The organism is Micromonospora sp. NPDC049274 (assembly GCF_040678875.1).
Classification (GTDB): Bacteria; Actinomycetota; Actinomycetes; order Mycobacteriales; family Micromonosporaceae; genus Micromonospora.
Window position 1 is genome coordinate 29,539 of record NZ_JBFAQS010000004.1, and the last position, 12,286, is coordinate 41,824.

Here is a 12,286-nt window from a genome sequence, read left to right on the forward strand (position 1 = left end):
ATGATCACCGGGGGCAGGGCTCAGGCCAGGTGGGTTAGGTCTTCGGGGGTCAGGCGCAGGGCGGCGGTCCTTATGTTCTCCTCCAGGTGGGCCTTGTCGCCCGTGCCGGGGATCGCGAGGACGTGCGGGCCCTGGTGCAGCGTCCAGGCCAGGCGTACCTGCTGGGGGGTGACGCCGTGGGCCCGGGCGACCACCTCGACGGCCGCGCCCTGCGCGGCGCTCGCGCCCGCCTCCCGATTGGTGCCGGCCAGCGCGAAGAAGGGCACGTAGGCGATACCCCGCTCGCCGCAGGCGCGCACGAACGCGTCCTGCTCCCGGTACGCGTCCACGCCGTAGTTGTTCTGTACGCAGACCACGGGCGCGATGCCCGCCACCTCGTCCAGCTGCTCGGGCCGGACGTTGGACAGCCCGAGGTGCCGGATCAGGCCGGCGGCGCGCAGCTCGGCGAGAGCGCCGAACCGCTCGGCCAGCGGCACCGGGCCGGGTCCCCGGCCCAGGCGCAGGTTCACCACGTCCAACTCGTCGCGGCCGAGGCGGCGCAGGTTCTCCTCGACCTGGGCGCGGAGCTGTTCCCCGGTGACCGCCTCGGTGAATCCGGTCACCGGGTCGTAGCCGAAGCCGACCTTGGTGGCGATGACCAGGTCCTCGGGGTACGGGGCGAGCGCCGCCCGGATCAGCTCGGTGGCGTAGCGGGCGGGGCCGGTGCCCACCCGCAGGGTGCCGCCGGGTGAGACGTAGAAGGCGGCCGTGTCGATGTGGTTGACGCCCAGTTCCACGGCACGGCGCAGCACCGCGATCGCCCGTTCGCGGTCGGGGTTCGCGGTGATCCGCATCGAGCCGAAGCCCATCCGATGCACGGTGCGGTCGCCCAGGGTCCAGCTGCCCGCCGCGGCGGCGGTGATCTCGTCGGTTGGCATCGGGCGACCGTAGCCAGCGCGGGCACGCGGCGCACTCGGCCGCGCACCCGATACCGCCGAACCCCGATCCGGGCTAGTTTTACTGTGCTGCCGGAGCCGACTCGTCGGCCGTTTCCCGCGCTGCCGGCGCCGGCTCGCCGGTCCGCGGCGGGCGCAGCGCCGGCACCAGCGCCAGCGTCGGCAGGAGCAGCAGCGGCACCACCAGCAGCGCCCGCAGGGTGCCGACCTGGTCACCGAGCAGGCCCAGCAGCGGCGGCCCGCCCAGGAAGGCCGTGTAACCGATCACCGCCACCACGCTGACCCGCACCGCCGCGTGCGCCTCCTCGTCGGCCGCCGCGCTCATGCCGACCGGGAAGCCCAGCGACGCGCCGAGGCCCCACAGCGCGACGCCGACGATGGCCACCGGTCCCGAGCCGGCCAGCACGGCCAGAGTGGCGCCGGCAGCGGCGAGCAGGAGGGTGCCGCTGAGCACCGGTACCCGACCCCAGCGGTCCAGCGCGACGGTGCCCGCGGTCCGTCCGAGGGTCATACCGACGACGAACACGCCGAAGACCGCCGCTCCGGCCGCCTCGCTCAGGTCCCGACCGTCGACGAAAGCGACAGCCAGCCAGTCGTTGGCGCTGCCCTCGGCGAACGCCGCCACCAGCACGAAAAGCCCGACGAGCAGGGTGCGCGGCTCACGCCAGGCGGCGAGCTGCGCGCGACGGCGGCCGGCCGGGCTGGTGTCCGCCGTCTGGTTGGCCGCGTCGACGGCCGGTTGGGGCAGGAACATCCGGGAGGCGAGCACGGTGCCGACGAGCACCACCACCGCGACGGCGGCGAGGTGCGCGCCGACCGGCACGTCCAGGCGAGCGGCCCCGGCGCCGAGGCCCGCGCCGGCCACCGAGCCGAGACTCCAGGCCGCGTGGAAACGGGGCATGACGGTACGCCCCAACCGCCGCTCCACAGTCGCGCCCTCGACGTTCATGGCCACGTCGCACGCGCCGGAGCCGTAGCCGAAGGCCACCAGCCCCAGCCCGACGACGACTGCCGACCCGGCGACCGTCGCGCCCAGACCGGCCACGACCAGGCCGACCGCGACCAGCACGGTGGCGATCGTCACGCTGCGGGCCGAGCCGAGGCGCTGGGCGAGCAGCCCGGAGGTCGGCATGGCGAGCAGCGCGCCCACGCTCATCGCCAGCAGCAGGAGCCCGAGGCGTCCGGCGGAGAGGTCCAGCGCCTCGCGGACGGCCGGCACCCGGGAGAACCAGCTGCCGACGGCCAGGCCGTTCAGGGTGAAGGTGACGGCGACGCCGTTGCGGGCGAGCCGGACGATGCGTGCCGGAACGGTGGTGTCCGGGGCGACGGCCGGGCTGGTGGGGGCGCTCACAGCTGTGGGTCCTCTTCCTCGGGGTGATCTCCTGGCACGATCGCACACCTGAGAGCGCTTCCACCACAAGCGGGCCGCCACCCCTTACCGGCGGCACGCAGGTCGGGGGATGATTCCGGGCAGGCGTACGCCCGCTCCGGGTGGGCGCCGTGGGGAGGGCACGATGACGGCAGCGGCATTCCGGCCGGCCACTCTGGATGACGTCGCCCGGGCCGCCGGGGTCTCCCGGTCCACCGCCTCGCGGGTGATCGCCGGGACGGGGTTCGCCTCACCGGCCGCCCGGGAGCGGGTGGTGACGGCCGCCGACCAGCTCGGTTACGTGCCCAACCCGGCCGCCCGGGCGCTGGTTCGCGGCGGCGGCGGCGTACGGCTGGTGGTGGCCGCCGCGGCGACAAGCGCGGCAGTGCTTGACGACCCGTACGTCCACCGGGTGGTCGGCTCGGCGGCCCGGGTGTGCGCGCCGGCCGGCGTCGGGGTGGCGCTGCACTGGCTGCCGCTGGGCGACCCACGCGGCCTGGAGCAGCTCGCCGCCGACCGCAGCGTGTGCGGCGTCGTACTTGTCAACACCACCGAGGCGCTGCTGGACGCCGTACCCCGGTCGCTGCACGGCCGGGTCGCCTCCATCGGCATCGGCTCGGCCGAGGTGCCGTCCTTCGACGTCGACAACACCGCCGGCGCGGGCGCGGTGCTGCGCCACCTGTACGCGACGGGCCGCCGCCGGATCGCCATGGTGACCGGCCCGGCGTGGCTGCCGTGCTCGCAGCGCCCCGTGCAGGCGTACCGCCACCTGATGCGCCAGGCCGGCCTGCCCGAGCGGGTCGTGGACGGCGACTTCACGGCGGCGCGTGGCCGGGCGGCGGCCGGCGAGGCGCTGCGCCGCTGGCCGGACGTGGACGCGATCTACGCGATCAGCGACGAGACCGCGTTCGGGGTCATCGCGGCGCTACGCGACGGCGGTGTGCGGGTGCCGGGTGACGTCGCGGTGGCCGGTTTCGACGACATCCCGCTGGCCGGCATGACCGCGCCGGCGCTGACCACCGCGAGCCACCCGGTGGGCCGGATCGCCACCGCGGCGGCCACCGCCGTGCTGGCCGGCCGCCCGGCCGCGCCGGTGACGCTCTTCCCGTCCGCCCTGGTGACCCGCGACAGCGCCTGAACGCCGGCCGCCGGTTAAGCGGCGGTCGGTCGGGTAACCGCCTCGCACCTGCAGTCGACCGCGAGGAATGGTGACCCGTGTCCAACTCCGCGCCGGATCCCCGGCACGGCCTGTTGACCACACGTCCGCACCCGCCGGTGCTGTCAGGTCCCACCGGTCTGGTGCCGCTACCCGGCGGTGACGGTGGCCGGCCGGCGATGACGTACGTGCCGGAGCCGGCGGCCGACGGCGTCGCGTACCGGCTGGTGGTGCTGCTGCACGGGGCGGGCGGCTCCGCGCGGCAGGGCCTGGACCAGCTGCTGCCGGTGGCGGACGCGCACCACCTGCTGCTTGTCGCCCCGCAGTCGTCGGCGGCGAGTTGGGACCTGATCGCCGGCGGATTCGGGGTGGACGTGCAGCACATCGACGCGCTGCTGGCCAGCGCCTTCGACGGCTATCCCGTCCGCGACGTGACGCTGGGCGGGTTCTCCGACGGCGCGTCGTACGCCCTCTCGCTGGGCCTGGCCAACGGCGGCCTGGTGGACGCGGTGCTGGCCTTCTCCCCCGGCTTCGCCGCGCCGCCTGTCACCCGCGGTCGGCCGCGGATCTTCGTCTCGCACGGGGTGGACGACCGCGTCCTGCCGATCGACGTGTGCAGCCGCCGCTTCGTGCCCCACCTGCGCGGCCTCGGCTATGACGTCACCTACGAGGAGTTCCCCGGCGGCCACGACATCCCCGCCCCGATCCGCGCGAGCGCCACCGAGTGGCTCACCGGCGAAGACGCCCGCTGATCGGCCGGGGGTCAGACGGCGGGGAGACCGAGGGCCTCGTCCACGCGGGCCAGGACGGCCGCGTCGTCGTCGGGGTGCACGCCCCGCAGCAGGTCGATGGCCGTCGCCCGGACCTGACCGATGATCATGGCTAGTGGGAGGGTCTGGGTCGACCCGAAGAGCTGCCCGGCCGTGCGGACGGCGGCCAGCGCCGCCGCGTCGGCCCGAACGGCGTGCCGGTCGGCAGCCTCCTCCTGCCCGTCCAGGTCGGCGGCGAGCGCCGCGCCGGCCTCCCGGACGGCCTCGACCAGGCAGCGCAGCGCCTCGCCCAGCTCGGGCGGCGTCGGGGTCCGCAGTCGACTGAGCGTCACCCCGGCGCGGGCCAGCACCCGGACGTTGCGGACCACGTAGTCGGTCTGCCGGATCGACTCGTCCACCGACCGCAGCCGGCCGATGTGCCGGCGGCGACGCACGTTGAGCCGCAGCGCCTCACCGGCGGCGAGCACGCCCTCGCGCAGTCCGTCGACCCGGGCGTCCATGCCCCGGGCCTGGGTCAGCGCGGCCAGCGCCGCCGCCTCGTCGCGTCCGTCCAGCGCGTCGGCGATCTCGCCCAGCAGGTCGGCCAGCTCGTCGAAGGCGCGGCGCACCTCGGCGACGAGCGGGGCGAGCGGGTGGCGGGCGTCGACGAGAAGGCTGGCGGCGAGCGCGACAGTGCCGCCGACAAGCGCGTCGACGAAGCGGAACGGCACCAGCGAGCCGTCCGGCGGCGCGACCACCACCAGGTAGAGCGCGGACACCGCGGCCTGGACCAGGGTCACGCCGGTGGCGCCGAAGGCGACCGCGAGCAGGACGGTGAGCAGGATGACAGTGCCTACCGTCCACGTGCTGCCCGGGCCGAGTGCCTGCACGACCAGGTCCGCCACGAGCACCCCGGCGGCCACCCCGAGGACGACCTCGACGGCTCGGCGGATGCGCTGACCCCGCGCCTGTCCGAGGACGATCAGCGCGGCGGCCGGCGCGAAGAAGGGCTGCGGATGCCCGAGCAGGCGGGTGGCGAGCAGCCAGGCGACTGTCGCCGCGACTGTCGCCTCCAGCACCGGCCGCCAACCCTGCCGCAGCCGGTGACCGGCGACCCGCAGGCCCCCGAACCACGCCATCGCCCCCACCTCCCGCCACCTCGACTCCATGCCGGGCCGTCCACGATCACGGCGGCCCGGTACGCCCCTCGCGATCGTCTACCATCGCGCGATGGACCCGCTCACCGGGCTGCTCGACGGTCCCCGCGCCCGGGGCGCCTTCCTGCTGCGCTCGGTGTTCGACCCGCCGTACGCGCTGCGGATCGAGGACCGGGCGCCCCTGACCGTGGTGGCGCTCGTGCGCGGCGCCGCCTGGCTGGTGCCGGACGATGCCCCGGCCGCGACGCTGCGTCCCGGCGACGTGGCGGTGCTGCGCGGGCCGGACGGCTACCTCGTGGCGGACGATCCGCGTACTCCACCGCAGGTGGTGATCCACCCCGGTCAGCGCTGCACCACCCTGCGCGGGGAGCCGCTTACCGAGTCGATGGCGCTTGGCGTACGCACCTGGGGCACCGGCCCGCACGGGTCGACGGTGCTGCTGACCGGGACGTACCAGCTGCCCGGCGCGGTGAGCCGGCGGCTGCTCGGCGCGCTGCCGCCGCTGCTGGTGGTCCCCGCCGACGAGGGGCGCGGCCCGCTGGTGCCACTGCTCGCGCAGGAGGTGACCCGGGACGCGCCCGGCCAGGCGGCGGTGCTGGACCGGCTACTGGACCTGCTGCTCATCGACGCCCTGCGCACCTGGTTCGGCCGGCCGGATGCCGCGCCGGGCTGGTTCCGGGCGGCCGGCGACCCGGTGGTCGGCCCGGCCCTACGGCTGCTGGAGGACGACCCGGCCCGGGGATGGACGGTCGCGGCGCTCGCCGCCGAGGTGGGTGTCTCCCGGGCGGTGCTGGCCCGCCGCTTCACCGAGCTGGTCGGCGAACCGCCGATGGCGTACCTGACCGGATGGCGGCTGGCGCTCGCCGCCGACCTGCTGCGCGAACCGGACGCCACGCTGGGCGCGGTGGCCCGTCGGGTCGGCTACGCCAGCCCGTACGCGCTGAGCACGGCGTTTCGTCGGGTCCGGGGAATCAGCCCGCGCGAGCACCGGATCGGCGCCTGACCGCCTGAACCCCTCCGCGAGCTCAGTTTCCGGTCAGGGCGCGCAGCAGCGTGCGGACGGCGTTCGCGAGGTCGGCGCGGCTGGTCGGGTCGCCGGGGGGCGGGGCGGTGAGCGCGCCCGCGCCGACCAGACGGTCGAAGAGCAGCCCGTCGACGAAGGCGACGAACTGGTCGCCCTGCCGGTCGGGGTCGGTGGCCCCGCTCCGGGTCAGCAGGTCCCGTGCCTGCGCCCGCATGCCGGTGCCGTGTTGCAGGATGCCGCGCAGTTCGGGGCGGTGGACCGCCTCCAGCAGACAGGCGTAGCGGGCCAGCGTCCGGCTGCGTCCGGTGCTCAGCCAGCGGTCGAGCACCTCGGCCACCCCGGTGGCGAGCCGGTCGAGGTCGTCGCCGTCGAGCCGGGGACCCGGCGTCGGGGAGGGCGGCTCGGTCGGCAGGTCGTAGGCGGCCAGGTCGGTCCGGTCCCGCTCGGCGAGGCGTGCCACCACCGCCTCGATCAGCGCCTGCCGCGTGCGCAGGTACGCCGAGGTGGTGCCGGCCGGCAGCCCGGCGCGGGCGTCGACGGCCCGGTGGGTCAGCGCCCGCATGCCGCCGTCGGCGATCAGCTCGATGGCCGCGTCGGTAAGCAGCGCGATCCGGTTGGCGCGGGCCGTCACGGGTCTCCTTTCGGTAGAGGTCCGGCTGTAGTATCACTCTTCTACAGGTGTAGAAGGGTGGACGACATGGACGAACCGCACGCGGTAGTGGTCGGCGGCGGCATCGGTGGGCTGAGCGCGGCGCTCGCCCTGCACCGGCGCGGGTGGCGGGTCACCGTGCTGGAACGCGCCCCCGAACTGCGCGAGGTCGGCGCCGGGCTGACCCTGATGGCAAACTCGCTGCGCGCCCTGGACGCCCTCGGCCTGAGCCCGGCCCTGCGGTCAACCGTGCACGCCGAGGCGCCCGGCGGGGTCCGCGACCGGCGGGGACGGTGGCTGTCCCGGGTGGACGCGGCGGAGATGATCCGGCAGCTCGGCACCAGCGCGCTCGGCATCCACCGGGCCACCCTGCACCGCATCCTGCGCGAGGCGCTGCCCGCCTCGTCGCTGCACACCGGGGCCGAGGTCGAGCAGGTCGAGTCCGAAACCGACCACGCCACGGTGCGCTACCGCGGCCCCGACGGCCCCGGAACCCTCGACGCCGACCTGGTGGTCGGCGCCGACGGCCTGCGCAGCCGGCTGCGCGCCCAGCTCTGGCCGGAGATCCCCGCCCCGGTCTACGCGGGCTCGACGACCTGGCGGGCCGCCATCGCGTTCCCCGACCCGATCCCGACGGCGATCACCTGGGGGCCGGCCGCCGAGTTCGGCATGGTGCCGATCGGTGAGGGCTGGCTCTACTGGTACGGGGCGATCACCGCCCCGCCCGGCGGCCACGCCCCGGACGAGCTGGCGGCCGTACGGGACCACTTCGGCGCGTGGCACGAGCCCATTCCCGCGCTACTGGCGGCGACCCCACCCGGGGTCGTCCTGCGCAACGACATCCACCACCTCGCCACGCCGCTGCCCTCGTACGTGCGGGGACGGGTGGCGCTGCTCGGCGACGCGGCCCACGCCATGACGCCGAACCTCGGGCAGGGCGCCGGCCAGGCGATCGAGGACGCGGTAGTGCTCGGCGCGGCCTGCTCCGGCGGCGCGGAGGGGTTGCCGGCGGCCCTGGCGGCGTACGACGAGCAGCGCCGCCCCCGCACTCAGGCCATCGCCCGCGCCTCGCTGCGCGCGGGGCGGTACGGCCAACAACTGCGCAACCCCCTCGCGCTCGCCGTGCGCGCCGCCGCACTGCGCCTCACCCCGCCCCGCGCGCTGTTGCGGAGCATGACGTGGTCCGCCGACTGGCGACCCCCGCGGGACTGAACTCGGGCCACAAAGATCAGGATTGGGCGCGACGGACGCAAAGCTCCAGTTTAGTCAATTGCGCGATTGTCGGCCCCGGGTAAAGGCGACAGCACACCGGTACAATCGGCGACTGCGATGTGACCGATCACTGACTGCCGATGGTGAAACCGATCACACACACTGGCCCCATGAACAGGAGAGTTAACCGCGGCAGGGCACTCCGCGTCGCGGCGTGTCTCCTTCTTCTCGCCGTTCTGAGCGGCTGCATGCAGCTCAACATGGGGCTCACCGTCAACGCCGACGACACGGTCGACGGGCAGTTGCTGCTGACCGCCGAGAAGTCCGTGCTGACCGCCCGGAACAAGAACATCTCGCTGGCGTTCGCGGAGCTGCGGCAGAACATTCCCGCGCTGCCTCCCGGCGAGGAGACCGGCTACGAGGACGGCAAATTCTTCGGCAGCCAGATCAATTACCGCAAGGCGCCGCTGGCGGGCTTCGACAGCGAGAGCGTCAAACTGGTCCGAGACGGCGATTTCTACCGCTTCACATTGCCGCTCGATCCGAAGAAATACGGCGGAAAAGTAGCCCAACAGAATCCGCAGCAGCAGCAGGCGTTCCTCACGCTGATGTCGTTCGAGATCTCGGTGACATTTCCCGGCCGGGTGATCGACACCAATGGCACCGTCAACGGTCGGTCGGTGACGTGGAAGGTGGACGCCAACCAACCCAAGCCGACCGAGCTGCGCGCCGTCGCCGAGGCGCCGCCCCGACCCTCGGCGTCGCCGGTCGCCGTCGCCGAGGACGGCGGGTTCCCCTGGGTCCTCGTCGTCGGCGGTGTCGTCCTCCTGCTGGTTCTGGCCGCGGTGGGCGTACTCCTGCTGCGTCGCCGTCGCCCGACGGCGCCGGCCGCACCCGGTCCGACCGCATCCGGGCCGACCACACCCGGGCCGACCGCGCCGGGCCCGCCCGCCGGTGCTCCCGGGCCCGGCTGATCCATCCGGTGGCCGGCCCCGCCGGCCACGTCCGGCCCCGGCCGCCCGCGACGACGGCGACCGGCCCTCACCACCACCACATCCCGGTCGCACCATCGCAGAAAAGGGGGATCGCCGTGAACGATCTCTTCACCTGGGCCGCCCTGGGGACCATCGCCGGCGCGAGCGCCGCCACCCTGCTGGCCACAAACGTCATCGGCGGGCTCATCGGCCCGAGCGGCGACAAGCTCCGCAAGTGGATCGCCATCGCGATCGCGCTGCTGCTGTCCTACCTGACCGCGGCGTTCGCCGACGAGGCCGGCGGCGAGAAGTGGGTCATCGCCTTCTTCAACGCGCTGGTGATCTTCTCCGCGGCGCTCGGCGTCAGCCAGTTCCCGCCCGGCAACCGGCAGGCGACACCCGCCCAGCTCGCGAGCGGTCGCGAGCCCCGTCTCTTCCGCTCGTGGGTCTGAGGAGTGACGTCATGATCTTCGGAATTCTCAGCGCGGCGATCCAGGTGGCTCTCGGCGCCGTCCTCGGCCTCCTGGCCGGCGGCCCGGTCGGCCTGCTCATCGGCGCCGTCGTGGGCCTGCTGGTCGGCGCGGTGTTCGGCTGGGCGGTCACCTCCGCCGGGGTGTACGCGGCGGACGCCCGCGGCATCTTCCTCTTCGTCGTCGACCACACGTGGAGCCTGCTCAACACGGCCGTCGGGGCGATCTACCTGGCCGTGCACCTGATCTTCGGGCACTCGCTGGACCGGCCCACCTCGTCGGCCAGCGGCCGGGTCAGCGTGGTCGAGGGCGTCTCACCCCGCTACGCCACCACCATCGGCACGGTCTGCGCCGGCTCCAGCTCGGGCATCCAACGCCACGAGGACGTGCACATCTTCCAGGGACGCCTCCTCGGCCCGCTCTACATCCCGCTGGTGCTGGCGAACTACGTGCTGTTCACCATCGCGCCGATCTGGCTGCTCTACCACGACCACACCAACGCGCCGATCAACCGGTTCACCCGCTACTTCGAGATCGGCGTCTACCCGCACGTGTGGAACGAGGCAATCGCGTACCGGATCCAGGGGACGCCGCCGCGATGACCACCGACGGGCGCGGACCGATCGAGACGGCCACCGCCGAGCTGGCCGCATGGCTGACCAGCGCGGCGGGGACAACCGTCCCGATCGGACCGCCCCGCGCGTACGGTGACGCCGACGGGTTGACCCTGTGGCCGTTGGAGCTGCGCCCGGCCCAGCAGACGCGCTCCAGCGGCGCGGTTCGTGAGCCGTACCGGTTCACGGTCCGCCACCTGCTCTGCGTGGCCGGGCCAGCCGGGCCGGCACTCCTGGACCGGGTGCTCACCTCCGCGACCAGCGACGGCAGCTACCCGGTGGTGCTGGAGGCCGGCGACGCGCCGCTGTGGAGCGCGTTCGGCGCCGCGCCCCGCCCGGCGCTGCTGATCGACGTGCCGGCGCAGGTGGACCACCCGACTCCGGCCGCGCCGCCGGTCCTGCAACCGCTGCGGCTGCGGCAACTCTCGATGCGCACCCTCGCCGGGCGGGTGGTCGGCCCCGAGGACCAGCCGCTCGCCGCGATGCGCGTCGAGCTGCCCGGCACGGCGTCCGCGACCCGCACCGGCCCCGACGGCCGGTTCCTGCTCGTCGGGGTCCCGCACGACCCCGACCACCCCGGCCCGGTACGACTGCGACTGCGCGGACGCGGGCTCGTGCTCACCGCCGACGTCGACGCGGGCGAGGACGACATCGTCATCGTCTGCGCGCCACCGACCCACTGACGCCCACCCGCACAGGAGGACCGATGCCCAGCTACTTCTCCCCCGGCATCTACGTCGAGGAGGTCCCCAGCGGCGCCCGACCGATCGGACCGGCGAGCACCAGCATCGCCGCGTTCGTCGGCGTCGCCCCGAACCGTGGCGCCCACCTGGGCAAGGCGGTACCTGTCAACAACTGGACCGAGTTCCTGCGGCTGTTCGCCGAGGGCGACGAGGTCGAGAGCACCCCGCTGGCCCGGGCCGTGTTCGGTTTCCTGGACAACGGGGGCGCCCGCTGCTGGGTGGTGAACGTCGGCGAGGGCGGCGCCATCACCGGCGCCGGCCAGCGACGCGGTGGCCTGCAACTGCTGGAGGCCATCGACGAGATCTCCATCATCGCCGCTCCGGGCTTTCACGACGTGGTGTCCCACGAGGCGCTGCTCAGCATGGCCGAGCGCACCCGCACCATGGTGGCGATCTGTGACCCGGCGCCGGACATCGACGACATCTCCGCGCTGACCCGGGTCGCCACCCCGTCGTCCGGCAAGCCGCCCAAGCCGAGCGACGGCCCGGGCGGTGGCGCCGGCACCGGCAGCGCTGGCTCCGCGAGCGCCGCTGGCCCGGGTGGCTCGGGTGGGCCCGAGGGGCCTGCCTACCGGCCCCGCCAGTCCGAGTACGGCGCGCTCTACTACCCGTGGCTCCAGGTGCGCGACCCGATCAGCGGGGAGTTGGAACTCACCCCGCCGAGCGGGCACCTCGCCGGCATCTGGGCGCGCACCGACGCCCTGCGCGGCGTGCACAAGGCGCCGGCCAACGAACCCGTCCGCGGCGCGGTCAACCTGGGCTACCTGGTCACCCGATCGGAGCACGACGTGCTCAACCCCAAGGGCGTCAACGTGATCCGCTACTTCGCCGGCGAGGGCATCCGCGTCTGGGGCGCCCGTACGCTCGCCGCCGAGGCCAGCGAGTGGCGCTACCTCAACGTACGACGCCTCAGCATCTCCATCGAGCAGGCCATCGCCAACGGCACCCGCTGGATGGTCTTCGAGCCGAACGACTTCACCCTCTGGCGCTCGATCCGGCGCGACATCGGGGCGTTCCTCACCCGGGTGTGGCGCGACGGGGCACTGCTCGGGCGCACCCCCGAGGAGGCGTTCTTCGTCAAGTGCGACGAGGAGACCAACCCGGTGGACGTCCGCGACGCCGGCATGGTGATCGCCCACATCGGCATCGCCGTCGTCAAGCCCGCCGAGTTCGTGGTGTTCAAGCTCAGCCAGTGGGCCGGCGGCACCGAGACCGAGACGATCGGAGGCTGACA

Annotated in this window: 13 protein-coding genes; 9 read left to right on the forward strand and 4 right to left on the reverse strand. The window is 74.2% G+C overall.

What is annotated here, in order from left to right:
• Window positions 1–20: 20 nt before the first annotated feature.
• Together AB0K10_RS09095 and AB0K10_RS09100 are read right to left on the reverse strand one after the other, a co-directional pair.
• Window positions 21–917, reverse strand: coding sequence for an aldo/keto reductase (locus tag AB0K10_RS09095; RefSeq protein ID WP_363681494.1), 897 nt, complete (start codon window positions 915–917; stop codon window positions 21–23).
• A 79-nt stretch (window positions 918–996) separates the two neighbouring features.
• Complete coding sequence (locus AB0K10_RS09100; protein WP_363681496.1) at window positions 997–2,286, reverse strand: MFS transporter; 1,290 nt, start codon at window positions 2,284–2,286, stop codon at window positions 997–999.
• Window positions 2,287–2,449: 163 nt separating this feature from the next.
• Between AB0K10_RS09100 and AB0K10_RS09105 the strand changes: the two genes are divergently transcribed.
• On the forward strand, window positions 2,450–3,442 hold the full coding sequence (locus AB0K10_RS09105; RefSeq protein WP_363681498.1) for a LacI family DNA-binding transcriptional regulator: 993 nt from the start codon (window positions 2,450–2,452) through the stop codon (window positions 3,440–3,442).
• Window positions 3,443–3,519: 77 nt separating this feature from the next.
• Entirely contained in the window at window positions 3,520–4,212 is a 693-nt protein-coding gene (locus tag AB0K10_RS09110; protein WP_363681500.1) for a phospholipase, read from the forward strand.
• A gap of 11 nt (window positions 4,213–4,223) precedes the next feature.
• Here the strand turns inward: AB0K10_RS09110 and AB0K10_RS09115 are convergent, their stop codons facing one another.
• Window positions 4,224–5,348, reverse strand: coding sequence for an FUSC family protein (locus tag AB0K10_RS09115; RefSeq protein ID WP_363681502.1), 1,125 nt, complete (start codon window positions 5,346–5,348; stop codon window positions 4,224–4,226).
• 91 nt (window positions 5,349–5,439) lie between these two features.
• On the opposite strand from AB0K10_RS09115, the gene AB0K10_RS09120 reads away from it, so the two are divergent.
• Entirely contained in the window at window positions 5,440–6,369 is a 930-nt protein-coding gene (locus AB0K10_RS09120) for an AraC family transcriptional regulator (protein WP_363681504.1), read from the forward strand.
• 22 nt (window positions 6,370–6,391) lie between these two features.
• On the opposite strand, the gene AB0K10_RS09125 is transcribed toward AB0K10_RS09120, so the two are convergent.
• Window positions 6,392–7,021 carry a TetR family transcriptional regulator gene (locus tag AB0K10_RS09125; RefSeq protein ID WP_363681506.1) on the reverse strand — a complete coding sequence of 210 codons (630 nt, stop codon included), beginning with the start codon at window positions 7,019–7,021 and terminating at the stop codon, window positions 6,392–6,394.
• Window positions 7,022–7,087: 66 nt separating this feature from the next.
• On the opposite strand from AB0K10_RS09125, the gene AB0K10_RS09130 reads away from it, so the two are divergent.
• The 6 genes from AB0K10_RS09130 to AB0K10_RS09155 all read left to right on the forward strand — a co-directional run bounded on the left by AB0K10_RS09130 (window position 7,088) and on the right by AB0K10_RS09155 (window position 12,284).
• Complete coding sequence (locus tag AB0K10_RS09130) at window positions 7,088–8,251, forward strand: FAD-dependent oxidoreductase (RefSeq protein WP_363681508.1); 1,164 nt, start codon at window positions 7,088–7,090, stop codon at window positions 8,249–8,251.
• 170 nt (window positions 8,252–8,421) lie between these two features.
• Window positions 8,422–9,225 carry a DUF3153 domain-containing protein gene (locus tag AB0K10_RS09135; RefSeq protein ID WP_363681510.1) on the forward strand — a complete coding sequence of 268 codons (804 nt, stop codon included), beginning with the start codon at window positions 8,422–8,424 and terminating at the stop codon, window positions 9,223–9,225.
• A gap of 116 nt (window positions 9,226–9,341) precedes the next feature.
• A complete protein-coding gene (locus AB0K10_RS09140; protein WP_363681512.1) occupies window positions 9,342–9,677 on the forward strand; it encodes a hypothetical protein in 336 nt (111 codons plus the stop codon).
• A gap of 11 nt (window positions 9,678–9,688) precedes the next feature.
• Complete coding sequence (locus tag AB0K10_RS09145) at window positions 9,689–10,297, forward strand: glycine zipper family protein (protein ID WP_363681514.1); 609 nt, start codon at window positions 9,689–9,691, stop codon at window positions 10,295–10,297.
• Window positions 10,294–10,992 carry a carboxypeptidase-like regulatory domain-containing protein gene (locus tag AB0K10_RS09150; RefSeq protein WP_363681516.1) on the forward strand — a complete coding sequence of 233 codons (699 nt, stop codon included), beginning with the start codon at window positions 10,294–10,296 and terminating at the stop codon, window positions 10,990–10,992. Before AB0K10_RS09145 ends, AB0K10_RS09150 begins: the two co-directional genes overlap by 4 nt.
• A 23-nt stretch (window positions 10,993–11,015) precedes the next feature.
• Window positions 11,016–12,284: a phage tail sheath subtilisin-like domain-containing protein gene (locus AB0K10_RS09155; protein WP_363681518.1), complete on the forward strand. Its 1,269-nt coding sequence runs from the start codon at window positions 11,016–11,018 to the stop codon at window positions 12,282–12,284.
• Window positions 12,285–12,286: the final 2 nt, after the last annotated feature.

Coding starts and splice junctions, on each gene's coding strand:
- AB0K10_RS09095 (WP_363681494.1), bottom strand. CDS start 917: ATGCCAACCGACGAGATCACCGCCGCCGCGGCGGGCAGCTGGACCCTG.
- AB0K10_RS09105 (WP_363681498.1), top strand. CDS start 2,450: ATGACGGCAGCGGCATTCCGGCCGGCCACTCTGGATGACGTCGCCCGG.
- AB0K10_RS09115 (WP_363681502.1), bottom strand. CDS start 5,348: ATGGCGTGGTTCGGGGGCCTGCGGGTCGCCGGTCACCGGCTGCGGCAG.
- AB0K10_RS09120 (WP_363681504.1), top strand. CDS start 5,440: ATGGACCCGCTCACCGGGCTGCTCGACGGTCCCCGCGCCCGGGGCGCC.
- AB0K10_RS09130 (WP_363681508.1), top strand. CDS start 7,088: ATGGACGAACCGCACGCGGTAGTGGTCGGCGGCGGCATCGGTGGGCTG.
- AB0K10_RS09135 (WP_363681510.1), top strand. CDS start 8,422: ATGAACAGGAGAGTTAACCGCGGCAGGGCACTCCGCGTCGCGGCGTGT.
- AB0K10_RS09145 (WP_363681514.1), top strand. CDS start 9,689: ATGATCTTCGGAATTCTCAGCGCGGCGATCCAGGTGGCTCTCGGCGCC.
- AB0K10_RS09150 (WP_363681516.1), top strand. CDS start 10,294: ATGACCACCGACGGGCGCGGACCGATCGAGACGGCCACCGCCGAGCTG.
- AB0K10_RS09155 (WP_363681518.1), top strand. CDS start 11,016: ATGCCCAGCTACTTCTCCCCCGGCATCTACGTCGAGGAGGTCCCCAGC.